Genomic DNA, 25,835 nt, shown 5'->3' with positions numbered 1-25,835 from the left:
TGATCACGCTGGCACCAAGTCGATGCGCCTTGCCTTCTATTGAGGCATCAGGCGGTGCGCATGGTGGCGCGGCGCAGCGAGGCGGCCGCGGTGGCGACGAACAGGCCGGCGGCCAGCGCCAGTGCCACCGGCACGCCTTGCGGGCCGAGGTCCATCAGGCTGCCGCTGAGCAGGGGGCCGAGCAGGCTGCCGACGCCCCAGAGCATGCCGGCGGCGGCGTTGGCGGTAACCAGGTCGCGGCCGCGGAAGCGCTGGCCGATCAGCACCAGCGCCAGGGTGTAGACGCCACCGGCCACCGCGCCGAGCACCATCAGCGCCGGCCATAGCAGCGCCGGCTGGCCGATCAGCCAGGGCAGGGCGAGGCCGATCAGCATGGCCGCCACGCCGCACAGCAGGTGCAGGCTGGAGCGGTCGAGGCGGTCGGAGAGCCAGCCCAGCGGCATCTGGAAGAGCATGTCGCCCAGCAGGATCACCGTCGCCATGAAGGCGGCAATGCCCACCGCGTAGCCGTGGCTGGAGGCGTACACGGGGAAGAGCGACAACACCACGCTGTCGAAGAAGGAGAAGAACAGCACGCCCATGCACAGCGCCGGTGCCACCCGCAGGAAGCCGGCGAGGGAGAAGCTGCGCGGCTCCTCGACGTGCTCGTGGATACCGTCCTCGGGCATGGCGAGCGCCACGGTGGCCAATGCAATCAGGTGCCCGGCGCTGACCAGCAGCACGACCCAGGGCGTCTGCGCGCCGAGCAGCGCCACCAGGGTCGGGCCGAGCAACTGGAAGGCGGTGAAGCTGGTCGCGTACAGCGCCACGATGGTGCCGCGGTTGTGCTCGCCGCACAGCTCGTTGACCCAGGCCTCGCCGAGGATGATCGCGATGCCCATGCCGATCCCCAGCGCCAGGCGCGCGGCGGCCAGCAGCCACAGGGAATGACTGCTGAATTCGATGGCGACGGTGCTGGCGGTGCACAGCACGAAGCACAGTAGATAAAGACGGCGCCGGCTCATCAGCTGGCAGGCACGGTCGACCAGGGTGGCGGCGAGGATCATGCCGGCGGCGGGTACGGCGGAGAGAATGCCGATCTGCAGGGCGCTGGCGCCGTTATCCAGCAGACGCAGCGCCACCAGCGGCAGGGTGGCACCCAGGCTCAGGCCGACGATGGAAACGGCGAACAGCAGCACCGCGAGCAGCGGCTTGTTGAGGGTGGTCGGGGTGTTCATGGAAACCTTCTCTTGCCCTGCCGCTCCAGCGGCAGGGCTGCACATGCAAACGAGCCCGCCGGGATTCGCCGGTGGGCGGATTCGAAAGGCGGAATGACCGGCGCGAGGGCGCGCGGTATCCGGCTCAGTGGCCGGTAGGCGGGGAGAAGGTGAAGGCGAAGAGGACGCTGCGACGCAGGTTCAGCACGGCATCGACCTTGCGCACGCGCGGAGGCTCCCGGAGGAGGGCGAGCGAGGAGTCGGCGAAGCGGCAGAGCGGGGTCATGATACGGGTGCAGCGTAGGATGTAGGAAAACGCGCACTCTAGTGAGTGCGCGTCAGAGCGTCAATCTCGGCCCGCTGCGCGGTTATTCGGTGTGGCTGGCGTCAATCGGGTTCGCGAGCAAGCTCGCTCCTACGAAGAGCACGCGCTCCGTGTAGGAGCGAGCTTGCTCGCGAACCACCAGCGACACTGATCTTACCGACCGTAAACCGGGCTGCCTGCCGACACCTCCTGCGGCCGGCTCAGCACGTCGCGCCCCGGCAGGAAGGTGCCGAACACGCGCTCCTTGCCCAACGCCTCGGGGAAGCCGCCTTCACGCCGATACGCCACGCGGCCATTGATCAGGGTGGCGTCCACCGCATCGTCGTTGCGCTTCACCAGCCGCGTCAGCCCGATGACCTCCATCGGTGCCTCGCAGACGTCATCCAGCTCGTCGGTCAGCCCGGCCGGGTTGACTACCACCAGGTCGGCACGGTCGCCAACGCGGATGTAACCGGCATCGATCCCGGCGAAGTCCGCCAGCTCGCCGGTCAGGCGGTGCACCGCGCGGCCGGTATCCATGAAGCTCTGCCCGGCCAGCTCGGCGTCGCGCACATACTTGAGCATGCGCAGCGGGAAGTTGTACTGCGCATGGGAGGCCAGGTGCGCGCCGGAGTCGGCGAAGCCCGGCTGGGTCCACGGGCTGGCCAGCAGCTTGCCCATGATCTCGGGGCGGTGGTTGCCGTAGCAGGTGGTCCATTTGAGTTCGTTGCGGTATTGGCCGGCCAGCTCGAAGAAGGCATCCACCGGGTCCAGACCGCGCTCGCGGCCGATGTCCTCGAAATTGCGCCCGACCATCGAGGCGTCCGGGCACTCGCGCACCCAGCAGTCGGAGAGATTGCGGTGCCACAAGCCGAGGCTGAGGGTGGCCTTGATGTCCTTCTTGAAGCGCTCGCGGAAGGCCGGGTCCTGGATGCGCGTGTAGAGCTCCTCCGGGTCCTTGATGTCGCGCAGCACTTCGCCGGCGCCGAACTCCTCGAAGCCGTTCATGTTCAGCCCCTCGATGCGCACCACGAAGGGCGCTGGCAGGGTCTGCCAGCGATAGCGGCCGCGCAGCAGGCGGTTGGCGACCCAGCCGGAGGCACGGGTGATACGGTGCATGAAGGGTTGGGACTTGAGGTCCAGCGCGGTGAGCATCGAGCACTTCAGCGGCCGGCGGAACCAGCCGTGGGCTTGGTAGAGGAAGGCGAACACGTTGATCTTGGTGACCGCGTTGGGCGCGCCCTGCATCAGCGCGTTGCGCCGGCGCAGCACGGCGAACAGGCGGGAGAATTCCTTCCAACTGGCGAAAGTGGAGGGCAGCGGGCTGGACCAGGCGCGGTCGCCGTCCATCTTGTCCAGGCGCGTGGTCATCACCGACAGGCCGAAACAGCCGGCATCCAGAGCCTGCTCCAGCAGCTCTTCCATGCGTTGCAGCTCGGCTTCGGTGGGCTTGGCGCCGCTGATGGCGCGCTCAAGCCCCATGACTGTCACGCGCAGCTCGGAGTGGCCGAGGAAGGAGCAGAGGTTCGGTCCCAGTGGTTGCTGGTCGTAGAAGGCGCGATAGCCCTTGGCGTCCTTCCAGGTGCGCTTGTCACGCAGGATCGGCAGCACCTGCTCGCGCGGCACGGCCTCGACGCGGGTGAACAGGTCGGAACAGTCCTCGGCCTCGCCCAGCACCATGCTGATGGAGCAGGAACCAACGGAGACGGTGGTCACACCGTGGCGTACCGACTCCTTCAGCGCCGGGGCGGCGATGGCTTCGGCGTCGTAGTGCGAGTGGATTTCCAGGAAGCCTGGGGTGACCCAGCGGCCGCTGGCGTCGATGACCTCTGGGCAGCCGCCTTCGTCGAGCGGGCTGACGCTCAGGGTGTCGATGCGCCCATCCTTGATGCCGACGTGGCGCAGGCTGCCGGGGGCGTCGCTGCCGTCGAAGTAGAAGCCGTTCTTGATGATGATGTCGTAGCTCACAGGAGACTCCAGGGCGACAGCAGCAGGATGCCGCTGACCAGCAGCAGGCAGTGGATGGCGAGACGGAAATGGTGTTCCTCGAAGCGCTGGTGTAGGCGTTCACCGAGCCACACGCCGAGCAGCAGCAAGGGTGCGTAGGCGAGCACCTGCGGCAGCGCCGGGCGCAGTCGGCCATCGAGGAGGAACGCCAGGGTCAGCAGGCCGTTGAGGGTGAACCAGACGCAGACCAGGGTGGCGCGCAGACGAGTTTTATCCAGCGGTCGGGTGGCCAGTGCGTAGACCAGCAAGGGCCCACCCGATGCGAACAGGCCGTGGCAGACACCGGCGGTCCCGGTCGCCAGGCGTACCACCCAGCTCGGTGTGTGGCCGCGTGCCGGTGCACTGGCGCGCAGGCGCCACAGTTCGCGGCCGGCGAACCAGAGGATCAGCACGCCCAGGCCGCGCTTGAGCGGTTGTGGGTCCAGGTGCGGCAGCAACAGGTAGCCGATCACCATGCCCACCAGCATGCCCGGCAACACGGTACGCAGCAGCAGGCGGGTATCGATCAGACGCCGGTGACACCAGCACAGGTAGCCGGTCATGCCGATGTTCAGCGGCACCAGGATCGGCAGCAGCGTTTCGATGGGCATCAGCAGCGCACCGAGGGACAGGGCGATCACCACGCTGCCGAAGCCGGTGATGGCTTCCAGTGTGTAAGCCAGTAGGATGAAACCGCCAAGGGCGATGGCCGGAGCGTTCATGACGCGCTCACCGCGGTGCCTCGTGGTTCGCGGCGCGCCCACCATTGCGCCAGTAGCAACCCGGAAAACAACTGCCAGCAGCCCCAGAACGCGGCGATCAGCAGCATGCCGCCGGCCTGCGGGAAGAAGGTGAGGATCAGCGCCATGCCCAGCGCCGAATTGTGGATGCCGCTCTCCAGGGTGACGGCGCGCACGTCGGCGTCCGGCAGCTTCCACAGCCGCGCGCAGCTATAGCCCAGGAGCAGCGCAGTGCCGTTGAGCAGCAGGACGAGCCAGAAGAACAGGTGGAAGTAGGCCATGAACTGCTGGAAGTTCTTGGCGAAGGCCATGCCGACGAAGCCCAGCATCACCAGCAGCGACAACTGTCGCATGGGCTTCTCCAGGCGCCGCGCGAGCTGTGGCTTGTGCTTGCCCAGGGCCATGCCCAGCAGCATCGGCAGGATCAGCACCAATAGCACCACACCGACCAGTTCCAGCGGGTCGATGTGGATCTGCGTGAGGCGGTCGCGGGTGGCCGGGTTGATGCCGGCATACAGGGCGAAGTTCAGCGGTGTGAAGATACCCGCGCTGAGGCCGGAAACCGCCGTGACGCTGGCCGACACGGCGACGTTGCCCCGCGCCATCCAGGTCATGATGTTGGAGAAGGTGCCACTGGGGCAGGTGGCGACCAGGATCATTCCCAGCGCCAGTTCCGGGTCGATGGGCAGGGCGATGGTCAGCAGGCAGGTGGCGGCCGGCAGCAGCAGGAACTGCACCAGCATGCCGATCACCGGCGCCTTGGGCTGGCGCAGGATGCGGGCGAAATCGTCGCGGCGCAGTTCCAGTGAAACGCCGAACATCATCAGGGCGATGATCGCGTTCAAGGCGATCATCGAACCGCCGGAGAACTCGAGATGGACTTCAGGCATCGCCGTTCTCCCACAGAGGGAGGGCGGGGACTGGCGAATGGACTGCAGCCGGCGGCACGGGCGCGGCTCCGGTGGGATTGGGCATGCAAGGCGACTCTTGTTTGTATTTATCGTTGTAATTGGCAAGCATAGGGCAGCGTTACCGCCCGGTAACGGCTCAATCGGGACCTTTACCGGTTAATTCGAGACCATGCCGCACACCATTACTGTCCATTACGCCCAGGGCATCCTGCAGGCCGCCGAGCGCCTGGGGCTGCCGGTGCCTGCCGATCTGCAGGCGGCCAGCCTGGAGCCGCGCATTCCGTTGCAGCGCCAGGACGCTTTCTGGGAGGCCATTTGTGCCGCTTCGGGCGATCCGTTGCTGGGCCTGCGCCTGGGCAGTGCGCTGCAAGTGGGGCACCTGGACATGGTCGGTGCGCTGCTGATGAGCTGTGACCACTATGGCGAGGCGCTGGACGCCTTGCTGGAGTATTACCCGATCATCGCCGAGGGCAGCGAGTTCCAGCGTGAGCAGGATGCAACGCAGGTACGCCTGGTCTATCGGCCGAGCTACGCCGTGCGCCGCGAGGAGCGTGTGGAGGCCGCCCTGGCCAGCCTGGTGCACCTGACTCGCTGGATCACCGGCGATCGTGTCAATCCGCAGCGACTGATCCTCAGCCATGCCGCCCGGGGCGAGCCGACGCGGTATGTCGAGGTGCTGGGATGCCCGGTTATCTTCGAGGGTGCCGAGAATGCCCTGAGCTTTGCCGTGGCTGATCTCGACGTGCCGCTGATCCAGGCCAACGCCCTGATGCGCGAGCACCTGCGGGCGCTGGCCGACGCCCAGCTCGAACGTCTGGGAGCGCAGAGCCTGGCCGCGCGCGTGCAGCAGCTGCTGCGGCAGAACCCACGCTGGGGCAAGGAGAAGGTCGCCGAGCAACTGGAGCTCAGCGGACGCCACCTCAACCGCAAACTGGCGGAGGAAGGCACCAGCTTCAAGCTGCTGCGCGAACAGGTGTTGCATGGCATGGCCGAACAACTGCTGCGCGAGTCCTCGCGACTGGGCGAGGTGGCCGAGCGCCTGGGGTTCTCCGACGAGAGCGCTTTCGCCAAGGCTTTCCGCCGCTGGAGCGGGATGACGCCGGGGCAATTCCGTCAGGGCAACTGAGCCACCTATTGGCGGTCGCGGTCTAGCGACGCCAGCGCATGGGCGGCGGGCAGGTCGACGCGTTGGGGAATGCTGCGCGGGTGTTCGATGGCACCGGTGCCGGGCAGCTTCGACACGAAGAACTGGTCAACGCCGAAGAACAGCAAGACCAGGGCGATAGCGCCTATCCAGCAGAGGACGTCGTAGTCCAGCGGCCAGCCACGGTGCTGGCGCTGGGAATGGAGGGGAGGCTGGCTTTTCTTCATGGCGGTCACCGCGATCGGGTTGAGGATCGGCGAAGCCAGGGGAGTGCCTGGATTCGCCGACCATTGTCCGGTTGGCGGTGATGTCGGGAACTCAGGGAGCTCTGTAGGATGAGTAGGAATTTCCTCTGTCTGAAAATTCCAGGCTCTTAGGGCGTACAGGGTTCGACGTTACACGCCGTTTCGCTCAGGCGCCCGGCAGTGACTTGTCCTTTGGCCAGAGCAGCCACAACTGGCCGTCCTGCTTCATGTGCCCGGCGAGCTCCCCGGCGGCATCGCCAGTGCCCCAGAACAGGTCCGCGCGCACTTCGCCGACGATGGCGCCGCCGGTGTCCTGCGCTGCGACCGGGCGCACCACCGGCGCACCATCCGGGCGGGTGGTGGAGAGCCACATCAGGCTCCCCAACGGGATCACCTTGCGATCGATGGCCACGCTGTAGCCGGGCGTCAGCGGCACGTTCAGCGAGCCTCGCGGGCCTTCGTTGCTGTCCGGGCGCTGGCTGAAGAACACATAGCTGGGGTTGCTCGCCAGCAGTTCGTCGACGCGCTGCGGGTGCGCGCGAGCCCAGTCGCGGATGCGCGCCATACTGACTTCTTCCTTGCTCAGCTCGCCCTGTTCCACCAGCCAGCGGCCCACCGGCTTGTACGGGCGGCCATTCTGCTCGGCGTAGCCCAGACGCAGTTGGTGACCGGAGGCCAGCTGCACACGGCCGGAGCCCTGGATCTGCAGGAACTGCAGGTCCATCGGGTCGGGCAGCCAGGCCAGCACGGGCGCATTGACCCCATCGCGGCGGATACCGGCGGCGTCAGCGTAAGGTACCAGGGTGTTGCCTTCGAGCTTGCCGCGCAGGCGCTTGCCCTTCAGCTCCGGGTAGACGCTGTCCAGCGCGACGGTGATCAGGTCTTTCGGCACGCCATAGACCGGTACGGTGTGCGTGGCGTCGCGCTGCTGGCTGCCACGGTAGACGGGCTCGTAGTAGCCGGTGATCAGGCCGTTCCTGCTGCCTTCGCCGGAACGCAGCTGGTAGGGCTGCAACTGGGCCTGCATGAACTGGCGGATCGCCGGGGCGGAAGCTGGCACATTCGCCGCTTCGGCGCAGGTCGCGGCCCAGATGTCATCCTTTTTCAGGCGTACCGCGCAGGCCGAGCGCCAGGCGCTGAAACCTTGCAGTACGTCGCTGTCGGCGGTCTGGGGCAGGTCCGACCAGGCGACCTTGGAATAGGTGGGTGCCTGGGCTTCTTCGGGCTTTTTGCCGAACAGGCCGCAGCCTGAAAGCAGGGTGGCGAAACACAGGGTGGCGAGGAGAGGGCGGGTCCAGTGGCGGGACGAATCGGTCACGGGCGAGTCCTGGCAGGCAAACGAAAGCCCGCTAGCTTGGGCAGACGCGGGGCGTGCGTCAAACGCATCGGTCGGATTTACACGCCTTGCAACGAATCCGCGGGCGGACCGGTAGAATGGCGTTCTGATTCGACAGACGGGTGGTTAGAGCGTGGAGGCAAGGCAGGGTTTCGTCCTGACCCGACATTGGCGGGATACGCCCGAAGGCACCGAGGTGGGCTTCTGGCTGGCCACCGATGAAGGGCCCCGGCATGTGCTGCTGCCGCCGCAGACCTCGGTGGCCTTCGTGCCGGCCGAGCAGCGCGCCCGTGCCGAGAAACTGCTGGCCGGCGAGCGTGGTGCCGAACTGCGCCCGCTGGGCCTGCGTGACTTCCAGCAGCGTCCGGTGCTGGGCTTGTACTGCCAGCAGCACCGCCAGTTGATGAACCTCGAGAAAAAGCTGCGCGAAGCGGGCGTCGAAGTATTCGAGGCAGACATTCGCCCACCCGAACGCTACCTCATGGAACGCTTCATCACCGCTCCGGTGATCTTCCAGGGCGAGCCAGGCGAGGGCGGCAGTATCCTCACGGCGCAACTGCGGCCCGCGCCGGATTATCGGCCAAGGCTTAAGCTGGCCTCGCTGGACATCGAGACCAACATCCGTGGCGACCTCTATTCCATTGCCCTGGAGGGCTGCGGCCGGCGCCAGGTGTACATGCTCGGCCCCGCCAATGGCATCGACGGCGAACGCGATTTTGAGCTGGAATACTGCGAGAGCCGCGCGCAGTTGCTGGAGCGTCTGAACCAGTGGCTGGCCGAGCACGATCCCGACGCGATCATCGGCTGGAACCTGGTGCAGTTCGACCTGCGCGTCCTGCAGGAGCATGCCAAGCGCCTGGAGGTCCCGCTGCGCCTGGGGCGTGGCGGCGACGAGATGGGCTGGCGGCAGCATGCCTCGTCCAATCACTTCTTTGCCGCGGCGGCCGGGCGGCTGATCATCGACGGCATCGAGGCGTTGCGCTCGGCGTTCTGGAGTTTCTCCTCGTTCAGCCTGGAAAGCGTCTCGCAGACTCTGCTGGGCGAGGGCAAGGCCATCGACAACCCCTACGACCGCATGGCCGAGATCGACCGCCGTTTCGCCGAAGACAAGCCGGCGCTGGCGAAATACAATCTCAAGGACTGCGAGCTGGTCACGCGCATCTTCGAGAAGACCCGCATCCTCGACTTCCTGCTGGAACGCGCCAGTGTCACCGGGCTGCCGGCCGACCGCAGTGGCGGCTCGGTGGCAGCTTTCACCCACCTGTACCTGCCGCCAATGCACCGGCTGGGCTACGTCGCGCCGAATCTCGGTGGCAAGGCGCCGGAAGCGAGCCCCGGCGGATTCGTCATGGATTCGCGGCCGGGGCTCTACGAATCGGTGCTGGTGCTGGATTACAAGAGCCTGTATCCGTCGATCATCCGCACCTTCCTGATTGACCCCGTCGGGCTGGTCGAAGGGCTGAGCGACCCGTCCGACGAGGCATCGATCCCCGGCTTCCGCGGCGGACGCTTTTCGCGCACGCAGCATTGCCTGCCGGCCATCGTCGAGCGCGTCTGGCAGGGCCGCGACGCCGCCAAGCGCGACGGCAACGCGCCGCTGTCCCAGGCGTTGAAGATCATCATGAACGCCTTCTACGGCGTGCTCGGTTCCAGCGGCTGCCGCTTCTTCGACCCACGCCTGGCATCATCGATCACCATGCGTGGCCACGAAATCATGCGTCGCACCCGCGAGCTGATCGAAGGGCAGGGGCATCGGGTGATATATGGCGACACAGACTCCACCTTCGTCTGGCTTGGCCGTGCCCATGGCGAAGAAGAGGCAGCACGGATCGGGCGCGATCTGGTACACCACGTCAACCAGTGGTGGGCGCAGCACCTGCGCGAGGAATATGGCCTGGAGTGCGCGCTGGAGATCCAGTTCGAGCGGCACTTCCGACGCTTCCTGATGCCGACCATCCGTGGCGCGGAAGAGGGCAGCAAGAAGCGCTATGCCGGCCTGGTACGGCGTGAGGACGGCAGCGACGAAATGGTCTTCAAGGGCCTGGAAACCGTGCGCACCGACTGGTCGCCGCTGGCCCAGCAGTTTCAGCAGGAACTCTACCTGCGCATCTTCCAGCGTCAGCCGTATCGCGATTACGTGCGCGACTACGTGAACCGTACCCTCGCCGGCGAGCAGGACGAGCTGCTGATTTTCCGCAAGCGCCTGCGCCGCCAGCTCGGTGACTACGAACGTAACGTGCCGCCTCACGTGCGCGCGGCGCGTATCGCCGACGACTACAACGAGCGCCAGGGTCGGCCGCGGCAGTACCAGCGCGGTGGCTGGATCAGCTACGTCATCACCGTCAACGGCCCGGAGCCGCTGGAAACGCTCAGCTCGCCCATCGACTACGACCACTACGTCAGCCGCCAGCTGCAGCCGATCGCCGACGCCATCCTGCCGTTCGTGGACGATGACTTCGGCGCGTTGATCGACAAGCAGATGGGCCTGTTCTGAGTCCCGGGCTGATATGAACAAGGCCGGCGATTGCCGGCCTTGTTCATGGCTTCGGGCGGATCAGTCGCCGCGATATTCGCAACCGCTGGTGCAGGTCTCGTGCACGCGCACCTTGGACAGCTCTGGCAGCAGCGGCTTGAGCTGTTGCCAGATCCAGCGGCAGAGATTTTCGCTGGTGGGGTTGTCCAGGCCGGGGATGTCGTTCAGGTAGTTGTGGTCGAGCTGATCGTAGATCGGCTTGAAGATCTGCTTGATCTCGGCGAAATCACGAATCCAGCCGGTATGCGGATCGACCTCGCCCTCGATGTAGATGGCGGCTCGGAAGGAGTGGCCATGCAGGCGGCCGCACTGATGCCCGGCGGGAACGTGGGGCAGGCGGTGGGCGGATTCGAAGGTGAATTCTTTGAACAATTCCACGTGGTGCACTCTGTGACGAATGCCGGCCCGAGAGCGGGCCGGCCGGAAAATGGCTGCGTAGTCTATCACCATCGTGCCGCCGGCCCTGCCAGCGGTTCATCCGATTTTCAGCCCCAGGATCCGGTATTCGAGATTGAGCTCAGCATCTGCTGGTCCATGCGACGGAGAAGCGCTGTCCAGCCTGCTGCCTCGCGGTTTTTCCTTTGTTCCTACGGCACCAGCAATAGCCAGCCACAAGGCGTCCGTTTGCTCTGTAGTCCACTGCGATCGCAGTTGCGGCGAATCCGCATTGATCTGCCGAATTGTCCTACAAATGACTCAATGACTCCCGCCTTAAGCTGGCCACCGCAGTTTTTTTCTGTGGCTGGATAAGGAAAACGCAGATGTCCGCTGAAAAAGTCCAATTGGTAGAAGTCTCCGAAAATGCAGCCCAGCGGGTTACGTTCAAGGATGGCGGCAAGGTCAAGGCAAAGGTCGGTACCAAGTACCTTCTTAAACTCGATAATAATGAAGTGGCTCCGGAGAACGTCACGGTCAAGCGGGACGGCAAGGATCTGCTGGTGTTTTTCCAGGGCAGCGACAAGCCTGATCTGGTCATCCAGGACTTCTTCGCAGACGGCATGGACAGCCAGCTCTATGGCGTATCCGAAGACGGCCAGATGTACGCGTATGTGCGTACCGATGGTGAGGGCTTCTACAGCCAGCTGTTGCTGGCCGATGGCGAGATGACCCCCATTGCCCTTGGGGGTGAACCGCTGGGCGCCGCCCCGGTGGTCAATGGCGAGATCGACGAATCTACCGGTTTCCTGCTATGGCCGCTTCTGGCGGGCGCAGGAGCGGTGGGTGGTGTGGCCGCAGCGACCAAGAATGATGACAAACATCACACCAAGACCAGCCCCTCCGTCACTGATACCCAGATCACCGACCATGTGGGGCCGAAGCAGGGTGTGATCGCCAATGGCGACGCCACCGACGATCCGCGTCCGGTCATTTCCGGCAAGGGTGAGGCGGGCGCAGTCATCCACATCTATGACAATGGCCAGGAAATCGGCAGCACCACGGTCGGGCCGGACCAAACCTGGACATTTACCCCCAATGTTGACCTCAACGACGGCAACCACAGCATTGATGTCGTCCAGGAAGGCAAAGGGGAAAAACCCAGTGCTCCTGTCCACGTCATCGACTTTGCCGTAGACACGGTTCCGCCTTCCGCTCCCACTGCCGAGATAAGCGGTGCCGTCGAGCACGATGGCCAGACTTACTCGCCCAGCAATGAACCATCCATCCATGGTACCGGCGAACCCGGCGACAGCATCATCGTTGTTTACCCGACAGGCGAAACCGTTACGGTTGACGTAAAGGACGACGGTACCTGGGTTGCTCCGCCGCCCACTCAGCCGCTCCCCGAGGGCAATAACGACATCAAGGTTATCGCGCAGGACCCAGCGGGCAACCAGACCGAAATCGTCATTCCGGTCATCATCGACACCATTGCTCCGGAAGCGCCGAAAGTCTGGCTGGACCCTGACTCGGACACTGGAGTCAAGGGTGACAACATCACTAATGACTCCAGGCCGACCATCGATGGTCACACTGAGCCGGGCGCAGATGTCACGGTGAAATTCCCCACCGGTGAAACCGTAGTTGTTACCGCCGACGCGAATGGCGATTGGTCCGTCACCCCGACGAAGCCATTGCCGGACGGGGCCGGCGACATCACTGTTGTTGCCACCGACCCCGCTGGCAACCCTAGCCAACCCACAGTCATTTCTCTGGATATCGACACCACAGCCCCTGATGCGCCCAAGGTCTGGCTGGATCCAGCGTCCGACACCGGTATCAAAGGTGACAATATCACCAGCGACACCATGCCGACCATTGACGGCAAGACCGAGCCGAACGCGGACGTCAAGGTGACGCTGCCAACCGGCGAGGTGATCAACGTCAAGGCAGACGACGACGGTAACTGGTCAGTGACTCCGACCAAGCCTCTTACGGAGGGTGACAACAGCATCAGCGTCACCGCGACGGATGCTGCAGGAAACGACAGTCAGCCGACTGTGATCGTGGTCGGCATTGACACGACCACTCCGCCCAAGCCGGTGATCGGTCCGGATGGCACACTCGACATGGTTTACGACAACGTCGAGCCCAAGGTTGGCCCGCTCAATAGCGGCGACAGCACCAACGACACTCGGCCCACCTTCTCAGGCAACGGTGAGCCGAATCAGACCATCACCCTGTACGATGGTGGCAAGAAGATTGCCGAGGCAGTCGTCGGTCAGGATGGCAAGTGGAGCTATGAAGCTCCACAAGATAAGCCACTGTCTGAAGGTGCCCATGACATCACGGTGACCGTGACCGATGTTGCGGGTAATGTCAGTCCGTCTTCGGACCCGTTCGTGGTGGTAGTGGATACCATTGCTCCGGATGCCCCCCAGGTCTGGCTGGACCCTGACTCTGATACGGGCGTCAAGGGCGACGGCATCACCAATGAGACCAAGCCAACCATCGACGGCCATACAGAGCCTCATGCCGATGTGAAGGTCACATTGCCCACCGGAGAGGTTCTCACGGCCACGGCGGATGAAAACGGCAACTGGTCGGTTACGCCGAGCAAACCACTGCCGGAGGGTAACAACAACATCAGTGTCACTGCGGCGGACGCTGCTGGAAACACCAGTCCACCGACCGTTATCGTGGTTGATATCGATACCACCCCGCCGGACATTACCAAACTGTTGATTACTGGCGTGGAAGACCATGTGGCGCCGATCACCGGTAATATCCCGAATGGCGGCGAAACCGATGATGCGCGTCCTGAGATCAGTGGTAAGGGTACTGCTGGCGATACCGTTATCGTCTTCAGCAAGGACAGTACCGGTAACCATGAGATCGGTCGCGCCACAGTAGGTGCTGACGGTACATGGAAGCTGACCCCCACACTTCCGCTGGTTTCCGGTGCGAATGACCTGACCGCTGTCGAGATGGACGTAGCGGGCAACAAGACCGATCCAAGCGCGAAGTATAGCATTGACGTTGTGATCGGTGCGCCATCGGTACCGACTATCATCAGCGTCCATGACGATGTCGGTCCATATCAGGGCTTCCTGCAGAAAGGTGATGTCACTGACGACAGCACACCGACCTTCAAGGGCTCCGCTGATGGTGGCAGCGTCATCAAGCTCTATGACGGTAGCACTCTGATCGGCAGCGCCATGGTCGATGCCAGTGGTAACTGGAGTATCACCACCGACAAACTGGCCGACGGTCCGCATGAGGTGATTGCCACCGCCACCAACAGCGTAGGTCAAAGCAGTGAACCGACGGGAGGGTGGAACTTCAGCGTCGACACCACCGCGCCGGACAACGTGATGGGTTTGGCCATCACCGATAACGTGGGAGATGTGACTGGCCCGCTGCACGCTGGTGATACCACTGACGATAACCGCCCGGTGTTCAGCGGCGGTGCCGAGCCAAATGGCAAGGTCATCATCTACGACAACGGCAAGGCAATCGGCGAAGTCGATGTGGGTGCCGATGGCAAGTGGAGCTTCACACCGACCGCCGCGTTGGCAAATGGTGACCACGCGTTCAGCACGGAGGTACTCGACCAGGCTGGTAACAGCAGTGGCCAGAGCGCTCCACTGAGCGTGATCGTGGATACGTCCAAGGTACTGGTCTCGATCACCCACATGATCGACGATGTCGGCAGCATCACTGGCGACATCAGCAATGGCGGCTACACCGACGATACTCGTCCGACCATCCAGGGTACAGGCAAGGTCGGCAGCATCATCACCGTATATGACGGTTCTACCAAACTGGGAACCGCCGGGGTGGCGGCGGACGGTAGCTGGACCTTCAAGCCAACGGCCTCTCTGTCCGAAGGGGCGCACACCATCAAGGCCACTGCAACCGATCTGGCAGGCAACGTCAGCGACCCAGCGACGTTTGCTTTCATCGTTGATACCACTGCTCCGGGCAAGCCCACTATCGACCAGGTTCTGGATGATGTGGGCGCGGTTCAGGGGCCGATCGCCAATGGCGGAGTGAGTGACGACCCGAACCCGACCCTCTCGGGGAAAGCCGAAGCTGGCTCCAGGGTGGCGGTGTACGATAACGGCGCCAAGTTGGGTGAAGTGACCGCCGACAAGTCAGGTCAATGGAACTATACGCCAACCACCCCGATCACCGAAGGCAAGCATGACTTCACTGTCACTGCGACCGACGCTGCTGGAAATACCAGCGCCAACTCGGACGTCTTCAGCATCACCACTGACTACAGTGCCCCCGTCAAGCCGAGCATCGATTCGGTGTACGACAATGTGGGCGAAATCCAGGGGATTATTGCCAGAGGTGGTGTGACCGATGACTCCAAGCCGGTCCTTTCCGGTGAGGCGGAACCCGGTTCCAAGGTCATCATCTACGATAACGGTTTGAAGCTGGGTGAAGCGGTTGCCGATGCCAATGGAGCCTGGAGCTACACACCAGTCATTGCGCTTTCCGAAGGTCATCATGACTTTACGGTTACGGCAACCGATGCTGCAGGAAACGTCAGCGTCAAGTCCGACGATTACGCGGTGGATACCGACTACACGGCGCCGGACTTTACCAAGCTGTCGATTACAGGTGTTGAAGATCATGTCGGCCCGATCACCGGCAACATCGTAAACGGTGGCGAGACCGATGACGCGCGTCCGGAGATCAGCGGCAAGGGTACCGCTGGCGATACCGTCATCGTCTTCAGCAAGGACAGCACCGGCAACCATGAGATCGGCCGGGCCACTGTAGGTTCTGATGGCACCTGGAAGTTGACCCCATCACTTCCTCTGGTTTCCGGCGTCAACGACCTGACCGCTGTTGAGATGGATGTGGCGGGCAACAAGACCGCGCCGTGCGACAAGTACAGTGTCACCTTGGTGACGGTAGGGCCAACTGTGCCAACCGTCGAAAGCGTCTTCGACGATGTGGGGCCGTATACCGGCTTCCTGCAGAAAGGCGACGTGACCGACGACAACCAGCCGACCTTCAAGGGGGCGGCGGATGCGGGCAGTATCGTCAAGCTGTACGACGGCAATACCTTGATCGGTAGTGCGGCGGCAGATAGCAATGGCAAGTGGGAAATCACCACAAGTGTCCTGGCTGATGGTACGCACAATGTAATTGCGACTGCGACCAATAGCGTGGGGCTGGTTAGCAGCCCGACCGGAATCTGGAACTTCAGCGTCGACACCACGGCACCGGCTAATGTGACCGGCCTGGCGGTGACTGACAATGTGGGTGCGGTGACTGGCCCGCTGCATGCGGGTGATACCACCGATGACAACCGTCCGGTGTTCAGCGGCGGAGCCGAGCCGAATGGCAAGGTCATCATCTACGACAACGGCAAGGCAATCGGCGAGGCCGATGTAGGTGCCGATGGCAAGTGGAGCTTCACGCCGACCGCCGCGTTGTCCGATGGCAACCATGCGTTCAGCACGGAAGTGCTGGACAAGGCCGGCAACAGCAGCGGTCAGAACAGCCCGCTGAACGTGATTGTGGATACCTCCAAGGTGCTGGTCTCGATTACCCACCTGATTGACGATGTCGGCAGCATCACCGGCGACATCAGCAATGGTGGCTATACCGACGATACCCGTCCGGAAATCCAGGGTACTGGCAAGGCTGGCAGTGTTGTCACGATCTCCGATGGCAATACGGTGCTGGGTTCTCTCACCGTTGATGCAAGTGAGAAATGGAGCTTTACCCCGGCATTTGACCTGGGGCAGGGTGCGCACAGCATCACAGCCAAGGCGACCGACAAGGCTGGCAACGTCAGCGATCCGACCGCTCCGTTCACCTTCACCATCGACACAGTAGCTCCTTTCAAGCCGACCATTGACCAGGTGCTGGACGATGTCGGTGCGATCCAGGGCCCGATCGCCAACCATGGCGTGACGGACGACCCGACCCCGACCCTGTCGGGCCAGGCCGAAGCCAACTCGAAGGTCACCATCTACGACAACGGCTCCGTGCTGGGCTCGGTGATGGCGGACGCCAATGGCGCGTGGAGTTACACGCCGACCACCGGTATCAGCGAGGGAGATCACAACTTCACCGTCGATGCGACCGACAAGGCCGGCAACACCAGCGTTAAGTCGGATGTCTTCAACCTCACCACCGACTACACCCCGCCGGACTACAGCAAGCTGGCCATTACTGGCGTGCTGGACAGCGTGGGTGAAGTGACCGGTAACGTCGTCAACAATGGCAGCACCGACGACACCCGTCCGGTGATCAGTGGTACCGGCACGGCCGGTGACACGATCTTCGTCTACGACAAGGACTCCACTGGCAACCATCAGGTCGGCAGTGCCATCGTCGATGCCAGCGGCCACTGGTCGCTGACCCCGACGGCCCCCTTGATCTCGGGGGTCAACGAGCTGACTGCGGTCGAGCGTGACCCGGCGGGCAACACCACGGCACCGAGCGCGAAATACAGCGTCACCGTGGTAACGGTAGGGCCGGCTGTGCCGACCATCGAAAGCGTCTTCGACGATGTAGGGCCGTACACCGGCTTCCTGCAGAAAGGTGATGTGACCGACGACAGCCAACCGACCTTCAAGGGCACTTCGGATGCGGGCACCACCGTCAAGCTGTACGACGGCAGCACGCTGATTGGCAGTGCGGTGACCGATGCCAATGGCAGCTGGAGCATTATCACCAGCGCGCTGGCGGATGGTCTGCACAACGTAACCGCCACAGCGACCGATCCTATCGGTCAGGTCAGTGCTCCGACGGGAATCTGGAACTTCAGCGTCGACACCACGGCACCGGCTAATGTGACCGGCCTGGCGGTGACTGACAATGTGGGTGCGGTGACTGGCCCGCTGCATGCGGGTGATACCACCGATGACAACCGTCCGGTGTTCAGCGGCGGAGCCGAGCCGAATGGCAAGGTCATCATCTACGACAACGGCAAGGCAATCGGCGAGGCCGATGTAGGTGCCGATGGCAAGTGGAGCTTCACGCCGACCGCCGCGTTGTCCGATGGCAACCATGCGTTCAGCACGGAAGTGCTGGACAAGGCCGGCAACAGCAGCGGTCAGAACAGCCCGCTGAACGTGATTGTGGATACCTCCAAGGTGCTGGTCTCGATTACCCACCTGATTGACGATGTCGGCAGCATCACCGGCGACATCAGCAATGGTGGCTATACCGACGATACCCGTCCGGAAATCCAGGGTACTGGCAAGGCTGGCAGTGTTGTCACGATCTCCGATGGCAATACGGTGCTGGGTTCTCTCACCGTTGATGCAAGTGAGAAATGGAGCTTTACCCCGGCATTTGACCTGGGGCAGGGTGCGCACAGCATCACAGCCAAGGCGACCGACAAGGCTGGCAACGTCAGCGATCCGACCGCTCCGTTCACCTTCACCATCGACACAGTAGCTCCTTTCAAGCCGACCATTGACCAGGTGCTGGACGATGTCGGTGCGATCCAGGGCCCGATCGCCAACCATGGCGTGACGGACGACCCGACCCCGACCCTGTCGGGCCAGGCCGAAGCCAACTCGAAGGTCACCATCTACGACAACGGCTCCGTGCTGGGCTCGGTGATGGCGGACGCCAATGGCGCGTGGAGTTACACGCCGACCACCGGTATCAGCGAGGGAGATCACAACTTCACCGTCGATGCGACCGACAAGGCCGGCAACACCAGCGTCAAGTCGGATGTCTTCAACCTCACCACCGACTACACCCCGCCGGACTACAGCAAGCTGGCCATTACTGGCGTGCTGGACAGCGTGGGTGATATCACCGGCAACGTCAGCAATGGCGGTGTCACCGACGACGCGCGTCCGGTGATCAGCGGTATCGGCACAGCCGGTGACACCATCACCGTGTACGTCAAGGACAGCACCGATAACCATCGGATCGGTACTGCAATTGTGGACGCGACCGGGCATTGGACGCTGCAGCCTGCGACTGCCCTAGCTTTGGGGCTGAATGACCTGACAGCGGTAGAGTCCGATCCGGCTGGTAACGCCACTGCTCCGAGTGCGAAGTACAGCATCACACTGGATACGACGACGCCAACCAACCTCGCTACCATCACTGGAATCGCTGACGACACCGGCTTCTCCGATCATGATTTCATCACACAGGACCGTACGTTGCTGGTCAGTGGTCAGGTAAACAGTGAAGTTCAGTCTGGGCAGAAGGTGCAGTTCTCTGCGAACGGAGGATTAACCTGGAAGGATGCCACGCTCAGCGATGATCGCTTGCGCTGGACCTATGACAACCGGTCGGTGTCCCTGGCGGATGGTACCTACACCTTCGAGGCGCGCGTCGTCAGTGAATCGGGTATCGCCGGTCAGGTCACGACTCAGCAGGTGGTAATCGACAACTCGCAACCCACGAACAAGGTGACATTTGCTTTGGATCCTGCCAGCGACAACGGCGTGTCCAACACCGATAACATCACCTCGATCATGACGCCAACGATCAACGGTACGGTGAAGTCGGGTAGTCACAAGCTCGAAGATCTGACCATTACGCTGTTCTGGGACAAGAACGGGAACAACCAGATCGACGAAGGCGAGGACATCTACGGCCAGGGCATCAAGGTCAAGAGCGATGGCACCTGGAGTACCGATCTGTGGTCGCTGCACTATGGCGACTACCTGTTGAAGGCGGTGGCGACCACTGCTTCCGGCGTGACTGGTTCGGCGAGCTATGTGGGCTCCCTGGATGACCAGAACCACATCCTGACCATCACCCAGTCGGTGCCGCAGCACTATTACGGCGCCAAGCAGGCAGGGTTCGAGTTCGGCTGGGATGTGGTCAACATCGGTGACTTCAATGGTGATGGCATTGATGACCTGCTGGTGTCCGCACGTAACTCCGATACCTTGGGTCGGGTCAACAACGGTGGAGCCTGGATCCTGTTCGGCAGCGAGAATGGCTTGCCGGTTCTGGACCAGAACACCATCACTAATCTGAAGCCGAGCCAGGGCATCTTCTTCGCGGGTGCCTACAACGGCGACATCATGGGCACCGGCATCAACGCGCTGGGAGATTTCAATGGCGACGGCTACAAGGACGTCATCATTTCTTCTCACTGGCCGGACAAGATCTATGTGATCTTCGGCGGGCCGAACAATAGCTGGGGCAATGGCACGGTGGACCTTGCGACCATCGATGCCGGCGACAACACCCATGGCTTCGTGATCCGTAACCCGGGTGTCAACCCCAACAACCCGTCCGCGCCGGGCTATGACAGCTGGAACGGTATCGGCGTGGGTGGCGGTGGCGACTTCAACGGCGATGGCTACACGGACCTGTTGTTCGGTAACCGCGAAGCGGGCCCGAATAACAGTGGCGCTGGCTACGTGCTGTACGGCGGCGCCAACGTCAACAAGAACATCGTCATGGATTGGAGCAACCCGGCGACTGGTACCGGTTCCAGCCAGACGTGGGCGCACTTCCCGGCGGGCGTGAATGGCACCACGATCACCAACTCGTTCACCGGCACGGTTACCAATTCGTCGCAGGTGAACGGGGTTGACCTGGGTGACTCGATCAACAATGTCGGCGATGTCAACGGCGACGGTATCGACGATTTCGTGATCGCCGACCCACGTGCCAACAACGTCATGTCGCAGGGTTACGGTGCTTCCGCGGGGACCGCCTACCTGGTCTACGGCAAGGCGGGGGGCCTGGGATCTTCAATCGACCTCAAGAACATGACCCTGGATCAAGGCATCCGGATCAACTCGCAGCACTACGAGTGGCTGGGTTCGGCGCGCCAGGATTACTCCACCAACACCATCACTGCGTTGGGCGACATTAACGGTGACGGCATCAACGACTTCGCCATCAGCGCTCCTTACTCGGAGCCGGGCGATCCGGGCCGTGTCTGGATTATCTATGGCAAGGCAGGTGGCTACACCAGCGATATCAACTTGGATGCGCTCAATACCGTCGGCGTGCCGTCGCAGTTCAACACCAACCCGATGTTCGACTCCAGTGTCGGCTCGCTCATCCTCAACGAGAAGGCGACTTACAACACGGCCACCGGAAAGTGGACGCAGAGCACCGTCGATGAATGGTTCGGCGTGAGCATCCGCGCGGGTGGCGACATCAACGGTGACGGTATCAATGACTTCATCATCGGTGCGCGTTACGCCGACCGACCTGGCAAGGGGAGCGGTGATAACTCCGGCGCGGTGTATGTGGTCTATGGCAATGAGCATGGTTTGCCGGCTATCTGGTCGATCAAGGATGTGATCAACGATCCGACCAAGGGCTATGCGCTGTACGGCGAGGGCGCCGGCTTCGAATTGGGCAACGGTGTGGCGATGGGCGACTGGAACGGCGACGGCATGATGGATATCGCCACCGGCGCCTATAACGCTGATTTCACGGCGACCGACTCTGGGGCGATGTATGTCTACTACTCCGCTTCGGACTCGTTCACCAAGAAGTACACCAACGGTGACGATTACATCGTCGCGGATGGCAAGGACGACCATGGCAACCCGGTCAATGACTACATCGTTGGTGGGTTTGGCAACGACACCATCGTCAACATCGGCACCTTGGACTATGCCAACGGCGGTGAGGGCAATGACTTCATCCACATCGTCAGCACCGATTTCCTTGGCGTGAATGGTGGCTCGGGGACCGACACCCTGGTGTTCGATGGCCAGGGGTTGAGCATCAATCTGGCAGTCATGAAGAACAAGGTGATCAGCTTCGAAAAGTTCGACCTGGGGCATGGCGGCAACAGCCTGACGGTCAAGCTGGACGACGTGCTGCGGATGGGTGAAAGCGACCTGATGTTCAAGGACGGCAAGAAGCAACTGGTGGTCAATGGTGACGCCAGCGGCAACGTCGACCTGGTCAAGACCGGGATCACCTGGACCGAGTCGAGTGCTACCGGCAACGATGGTCACGCCTACAAGGTGTACAGCTCGGGTACTGGCGAGGTGTGGATCGAGGACCACGTTCAGGTCCATCTCGTCGGCTAAGCGTCGACCGGAGCGCGGGTCTCCCGCGCTCCGGCACTAGCCCCAATTCAATTGCGCGCCTTGTTGTATTCGCAACGAGGCGAAGGAGAGTCTTTCAATGGAATATGCCATTTACAGTGCTACGCACAGAGCGGTCCAACTGAGCATTCTCAGTGTGGCCATCAGTTGCAGTGCATCTGCTCTGGCCAGTCAGAACGGATCAATCTTTGGTGCTGCGTACCACCCGGTGGAGTCTGTCGTTGCGGAGCAGTCCCAGGTCGTGTTCTTCCGCGGTGCCGACCAGGGTACGCAAGGTGCAAATGTGTATGTGGACCGCGAGCTGCAAGGTGCCTTGATGCCTGGAGGCTATACCGTCTTTTGTATTCCGGCGGGGGAGCACTCCCTGGAGTCCTATATAGGCGATGAACCGCTGTATGAGGGCAAGCTGAACCCTCGGGCGTCGGCAGTCTTCGAGGGCGGAAAGACTTACTTCCTCGAGGTACCGGTAAACCCGAAATCAAGCACACCGGTGGTTCAGGCTCGCCAGAGTGCCGAGCGGCAGTTGCAGGACCTGCGCATGCAGCGTCATGTCATCAATCGCGCCAGTGCGGTCGTGCCCTGCCAGACCGAGACGCACCTGAGTCTGCGCAGTGACGTGTTGTTCCACTTTGGCAAGAGCGGATACTCGGACATTACCGACGTGGGGCACGCGGAGCTACGCAAGATCGCCGAAGCGATCAAGTCGCAGCATGTGGAAAGCGTGGAAGTGGGCGGGCATGCCGATCCCATCGGCAGCGCGCAGTTCAATCAACGCCTGTCGGAGGCCCGTGCGCAAACGGTGAAAAGTGTCCTGCTGCAACTGGGCGTGGGCACCGAGGCGATTCGAGCCGTAGGTTATGGCAGTAGTGAGCCTGTGGTGCAGTGTGATGGCGGTTCGCGTAACGATCGAATCAACTGCAACGCGCCCAACCGCCGCGTCGACCTGTTGATTCGCGGTAAGCGCTCCGATACCTGAGGATGGCCCTGTGAGGCAATCGGGCTGATCAGCTCATCAGCTGCCTCATCGGAGAAGAGTACCCTCCGGGCCTGCCCACGATTTCGCCCACCTAGCGTCGTGCGGGTCCGGTAGGGTTCATTTGATCGCCAGGCGTCTGGCCAGACGGTTGAGGTTGGCACGATCCAGCCCCATGTCGCGGGCGACGGCAGCCCAGTTGCCGTCGTGCCGTTCCAGGCTCTGACTGATCATGCGCCGCTGGAAGGCATCCACCGCGGGGCGTAGCCCGCCGGTCGGCACGCTGTCCGAATCGCTCGAAGTCTCTGCTGCGCGGTTTTCATCGACACCCTTTTGCAAGGAGTTGAGTGTCAGATCCTCGATACCCAGGCTGAGGATGCGCGAGCGCTGTGAGTGATTCGCGAGCGCTTTCAGAGAGGCACGACCGATCAGGTGCTCCAGTTCCCGTACGTTTCCCGGCCACGGATAGCCAACCAGCGCTGCCTGGGCTTCGCGCGTGAGTCTAAGGCTGCGCAGCCCCAGGCGCGGCCGATTCTGTTCGAGGAAGTAGCCCGCCAGCAGCAGGATATCGTTTCCTCTTTCACGCAGCGGCGGCACGCGCAGTGGGTAGACACTCAGCCGGTGGTACAGATCGGCACGGAAGCGGCCGGCGCGGACCTCTTCGGCGAGATCACGGTTGGTGGCAGCGATCAGGCGCACATCAACGTGATGCTCTCGATCAGAGCCCAGGCGTTGCAGTTGGCCGCTCTGCAGTACGCGCAGCAGCTTTGCCTGGATCGCCAGCGGTAGTTCACCGACTTCGTCGAGGAAGAGGGTGCCGCCATCGGCCAGCTCGAACTTGCCGCGTCGTTCACCCACAGCGCCAGAAAAGGCGCCGCGAACGTGGCCAAACAACTCGCTTTCCACCAGCGTTTCCGGCAGTGCTGCGCAGTTCAGGCTGATCAGCGGCTGGCTACGACGCAGCGAGTTGGCGTGGATCGATTGGGCCACCAATTCCTTGCCAACACCAGTCTCCCCGGTGATCAATACGCTCAAATCGCTCCCGGCAACCACCTGGATTTCGCCCATCAGCGCCTGGTGGGCTTTGCTCTGGCCAATCAGCTCCTTTGGCTGATCGCCAGAAGCGCGTTGGTAGGCATCCGCGCGCTGCTGCTCCTGGTCGGCGCGCAAGGCTAGATCAAGCATGCGCTGGCTGGCCTTGACCGTGGCAGCTGCCAGGCTGGCAAAGGCCTCCAGATTGTCCAGGTCGCCCGTGGAGAACCGCTCAGGATCCAGCGCATCCAGGGTCAGAAGGCCCCAGGGTTGGCCGTCGAGGAACAGTGGGCAGCCCAGGCAATCGTGGACTTCCAGGTGGCCGTGGAGTCCCTCCACCAGGCCGTCATAGGGATCAGGCAGGCCGCAGTCGGCGGCGAAGTGTGTCGGCCCCGGATGTTCGATGAGGGCGCGCAGGCGAGGGTGCTCGCTGATCTTGAAGCGGCGGCCGAGGGTGTCCTGGCTGAGTCCATCGACGGCCAGCGGCACCAACTGGTCGCCTTCCAGGCGCAGCAGGGCGGTAGCATCGCAAGGCAGCAGGCCGCGAAGGGCTTCGAGCAGGCGGCGGTAGCGTTCGCCGTCCGGTAATTCGCGGGACAGATCGGCGACCAGCGGGAGGAGGGTGGCTAGCAGAGGGTTTCGAGTCATTTTGACCTCTATGAAGTCTTTTTGACAACAGAAGACGCGGGTCATTATGACTCATTTTTAAGCGGATGGCCCGGAAATAAAGGGCTGCGAGCTTGGCACGCTTCCTGAAACACACCTTTCAGAAAGCACAGGCAGACCCACTGGCTGTCTGGCCAACTCGAGGAGATCCACATGCTGTCCAACGAACACCGTACCCTGGTCAAGGCCACTGTCCCGCTGCTGGAGACTGGCGGAGAGACCCTGACCCAGCATTTCTACAAGATGATGCTCAGCGAGTACCCGGAAGTTCGTCCGCTGTTCAACCAGGCGCACCAGGCCTCCGGGGACCAGCCCCGCGCGCTGGCCAATGGCGTGCTGATGTATGCCCGCCACATCGATGAACTGGAGCAGCTCGGCCCGCTGGTGGCGAAGATCGTCAACAAGCACGTCGCCCTGCAGATCCAGCCGGAGCACTACCCCATTGTCGGCGCCTGCCTGCTACGCGCGATCCGCGAAGTGCTGGGCGAGGAGATCGCCACGCAGGAAGTGATCGATGCCTGGGCCGCCGCTTACGGCCAACTGGCGGACATTCTGATCGGCGCCGAGGAGTCGGTGTATCAGCAGAATGCCGAGCAGCGCGGCGGCTGGCGTGGCGCCCGGCGCTTCCGCATCGCCCGCAAGGAAGCCGAGAGCGAGGAGATCACCTCGTTCTACTTCCAGCCGCTGGATGGAGAGCCGCTGCTGGACTTCCAGCCTGGGCAGTACATCGGACTGTCCCTGGAGATTGGCGGGGAAGAAGTGCGCCGCACCTACTCGCTGTCCGACGCGCCGAATGGCCGTGAGTACCGCATCAGTGTGAAGCGTGAGCCCGAAGGCAAGGTTTCGAGCTACCTGCACGACCGCCTGAACGTCGGTGATGAACTGGACCTGTTCCCACCTGCGGGCGATTTCGTCCTGCGCAGTAGTGACAAGCCGCTGGCACTGATCACGGCCGGGGTCGGTATCACCCCGGCGCTGGCGATGCTTAAACCGGCGCTGGAATCCGGTCGCGAAGTGCATTTCATCCACTGCGCTCGCCACGGTGGTGTGCATGCGTTCCGCGAGTGGGTAGAGGCGCAGTCCGACGCGCATCCGCAGCTCAAGCATTACTTCTGCTACAGCGAGCCGCGTGCCCAGGACGCCGCGCACGTCGAAGGCTTCCTCAGCCAGGAGCTGTTGGCTGACTGGCTGCCGGAAGACCGCGATCTGGACGCCTATTTCCTCGGGCCCAAGCCGTTCATGGCGCAGGTTAAGCGTCACCTGCGCGAGATCGGCGTACCTGAGCAACAGTCCCACTACGAGTTCTTCGGCCCGGCCAGCGCGCTGGAGGCCTGAACCTTGGCGCCGGTCCGATG

14 protein-coding genes are annotated in these 25,835 nt (G+C 62.8%); 5 read left to right on the top strand and 9 right to left on the bottom strand.

The genetic code is table 11. The annotated features are described in order from the left end of the window. Nucleotides 1-47: 47 nt before the first annotated feature. The 5 genes from LDJ84_RS17215 to LDJ84_RS17195 form a co-directional block, all read right to left on the bottom strand. Nucleotides 48-1,217 carry an MFS transporter gene (locus tag LDJ84_RS17215; protein WP_024764743.1) on the bottom strand — a complete coding sequence of 390 codons (1,170 nt, stop codon included), beginning with the start codon at nt 1,215-1,217 and terminating at the stop codon, nt 48-50. 124 nt (nt 1,218-1,341) lie between these two features. Beyond that, nucleotides 1,342-1,482, bottom strand: coding sequence for a hypothetical protein (locus LDJ84_RS17210; protein WP_226045101.1), 141 nt, complete (start codon nt 1,480-1,482; stop codon nt 1,342-1,344). Between the two features lie 192 nt (nt 1,483-1,674). Further along, nucleotides 1,675-3,468 (bottom strand): N-acyl-D-amino-acid deacylase family protein, encoded by a 1,794-nt coding sequence (locus tag LDJ84_RS17205; protein WP_226045100.1) that lies wholly within the window; start codon nt 3,466-3,468, stop codon nt 1,675-1,677. Continuing rightward, nucleotides 3,465-4,208, bottom strand: coding sequence for a sulfite exporter TauE/SafE family protein (locus LDJ84_RS17200; protein ID WP_226045099.1), 744 nt, complete (start codon nt 4,206-4,208; stop codon nt 3,465-3,467). Before LDJ84_RS17200 ends, LDJ84_RS17205 begins: the two co-directional genes overlap by 4 nt. Continuing rightward, a complete protein-coding gene (locus LDJ84_RS17195; RefSeq protein WP_084359693.1) occupies nt 4,205-5,116 on the bottom strand; it encodes a bile acid:sodium symporter family protein in 912 nt (303 codons plus the stop codon). The genes LDJ84_RS17200 and LDJ84_RS17195 overlap by 4 nt, the downstream gene beginning before the upstream one ends. Before the next feature lie 190 nt (nt 5,117-5,306). On the opposite strand from LDJ84_RS17195, the gene LDJ84_RS17190 reads away from it, so the two are divergent. Then, a complete protein-coding gene (locus tag LDJ84_RS17190; RefSeq protein ID WP_024764747.1) occupies nt 5,307-6,263 on the top strand; it encodes an AraC family transcriptional regulator in 957 nt (318 codons plus the stop codon). 5 nt (nt 6,264-6,268) lie between these two features. Here LDJ84_RS17190 and LDJ84_RS17185 read toward each other — a convergent pair whose 3' ends face one another. Together LDJ84_RS17185 and LDJ84_RS17180 are read right to left on the bottom strand one after the other, a co-directional pair. Then, nucleotides 6,269-6,508 carry a hypothetical protein gene (locus LDJ84_RS17185; protein WP_024764748.1) on the bottom strand — a complete coding sequence of 80 codons (240 nt, stop codon included), beginning with the start codon at nt 6,506-6,508 and terminating at the stop codon, nt 6,269-6,271. A 184-nt stretch (nt 6,509-6,692) separates the two neighbouring features. Further along, complete coding sequence (locus LDJ84_RS17180) at nt 6,693-7,844, bottom strand: murein transglycosylase A (protein WP_413247428.1); 1,152 nt, start codon at nt 7,842-7,844, stop codon at nt 6,693-6,695. A gap of 151 nt (nt 7,845-7,995) precedes the next feature. On the opposite strand from LDJ84_RS17180, the gene LDJ84_RS17175 reads away from it, so the two are divergent. Continuing rightward, nucleotides 7,996-10,356, top strand: coding sequence for a DNA polymerase II (locus LDJ84_RS17175; protein WP_226045098.1), 2,361 nt, complete (start codon nt 7,996-7,998; stop codon nt 10,354-10,356). Nucleotides 10,357-10,416: 60 nt separating this feature from the next. Here the strand turns inward: LDJ84_RS17175 and queD are convergent, their stop codons facing one another. Next, entirely contained in the window at nt 10,417-10,773 is a 357-nt protein-coding gene (gene queD / locus LDJ84_RS17170) for a 6-carboxytetrahydropterin synthase QueD (protein ID WP_089285886.1), read from the bottom strand. A 383-nt stretch (nt 10,774-11,156) separates the two neighbouring features. On the opposite strand from queD, the gene LDJ84_RS17165 reads away from it, so the two are divergent. Further along, a complete protein-coding gene (locus LDJ84_RS17165) occupies nt 11,157-21,791 on the top strand; it encodes an Ig-like domain-containing protein (protein ID WP_226045097.1) in 10,635 nt (3,544 codons plus the stop codon). 97 nt (nt 21,792-21,888) lie between these two features. Beyond that, a complete protein-coding gene (locus LDJ84_RS17160; protein ID WP_024767213.1) occupies nt 21,889-22,785 on the top strand; it encodes an OmpA family protein in 897 nt (298 codons plus the stop codon). Between the two features lie 117 nt (nt 22,786-22,902). Here LDJ84_RS17160 and norR read toward each other — a convergent pair whose 3' ends face one another. Further along, nucleotides 22,903-24,462 carry a nitric oxide reductase transcriptional regulator NorR gene (gene norR, locus LDJ84_RS17155; RefSeq protein WP_024767212.1) on the bottom strand — a complete coding sequence of 520 codons (1,560 nt, stop codon included), beginning with the start codon at nt 24,460-24,462 and terminating at the stop codon, nt 22,903-22,905. Nucleotides 24,463-24,633: 171 nt separating this feature from the next. On the opposite strand from norR, the gene hmpA reads away from it, so the two are divergent. Further along, on the top strand, nt 24,634-25,815 hold the full coding sequence (gene hmpA / locus LDJ84_RS17150; protein ID WP_024767211.1) for an NO-inducible flavohemoprotein: 1,182 nt from the start codon (nt 24,634-24,636) through the stop codon (nt 25,813-25,815). Nucleotides 25,816-25,835 lie beyond the last annotated feature (20 nt).

This window comes from Pseudomonas sp. HS-18 (assembly GCF_020401845.1).
Taxonomy (GTDB): Bacteria; Pseudomonadota; Gammaproteobacteria; order Pseudomonadales; family Pseudomonadaceae; genus Pseudomonas; species Pseudomonas nitroreducens.
This window is presented reverse-complemented; position numbering and strand designations above follow the sequence as displayed.

Bases quoted from the DNA above. Each gene is read 5' to 3' on its own strand.
- LDJ84_RS17215 (WP_024764743.1), bottom strand. From the start codon at position 1,217: ATGAACACCCCGACCACCCTCAACAAGCCGCTGCTCGCGGTGCTGCTG.
- LDJ84_RS17210 (WP_226045101.1), bottom strand. From the start codon at position 1,482: ATGACCCCGCTCTGCCGCTTCGCCGACTCCTCGCTCGCCCTCCTCCGG.
- LDJ84_RS17200 (WP_226045099.1), bottom strand. From the start codon at position 4,208: ATGAACGCTCCGGCCATCGCCCTTGGCGGTTTCATCCTACTGGCTTAC.
- LDJ84_RS17195 (WP_084359693.1), bottom strand. From the start codon at position 5,116: ATGCCTGAAGTCCATCTCGAGTTCTCCGGCGGTTCGATGATCGCCTTG.
- LDJ84_RS17190 (WP_024764747.1), top strand. From the start codon at position 5,307: ATGCCGCACACCATTACTGTCCATTACGCCCAGGGCATCCTGCAGGCC.
- LDJ84_RS17185 (WP_024764748.1), bottom strand. From the start codon at position 6,508: ATGAAGAAAAGCCAGCCTCCCCTCCATTCCCAGCGCCAGCACCGTGGC.
- LDJ84_RS17165 (WP_226045097.1), top strand. From the start codon at position 11,157: ATGTCCGCTGAAAAAGTCCAATTGGTAGAAGTCTCCGAAAATGCAGCC.
- LDJ84_RS17160 (WP_024767213.1), top strand. From the start codon at position 21,889: ATGGAATATGCCATTTACAGTGCTACGCACAGAGCGGTCCAACTGAGC.
- norR (WP_024767212.1), bottom strand. From the start codon at position 24,462: ATGACTCGAAACCCTCTGCTAGCCACCCTCCTCCCGCTGGTCGCCGAT.
- hmpA (WP_024767211.1), top strand. From the start codon at position 24,634: ATGCTGTCCAACGAACACCGTACCCTGGTCAAGGCCACTGTCCCGCTG.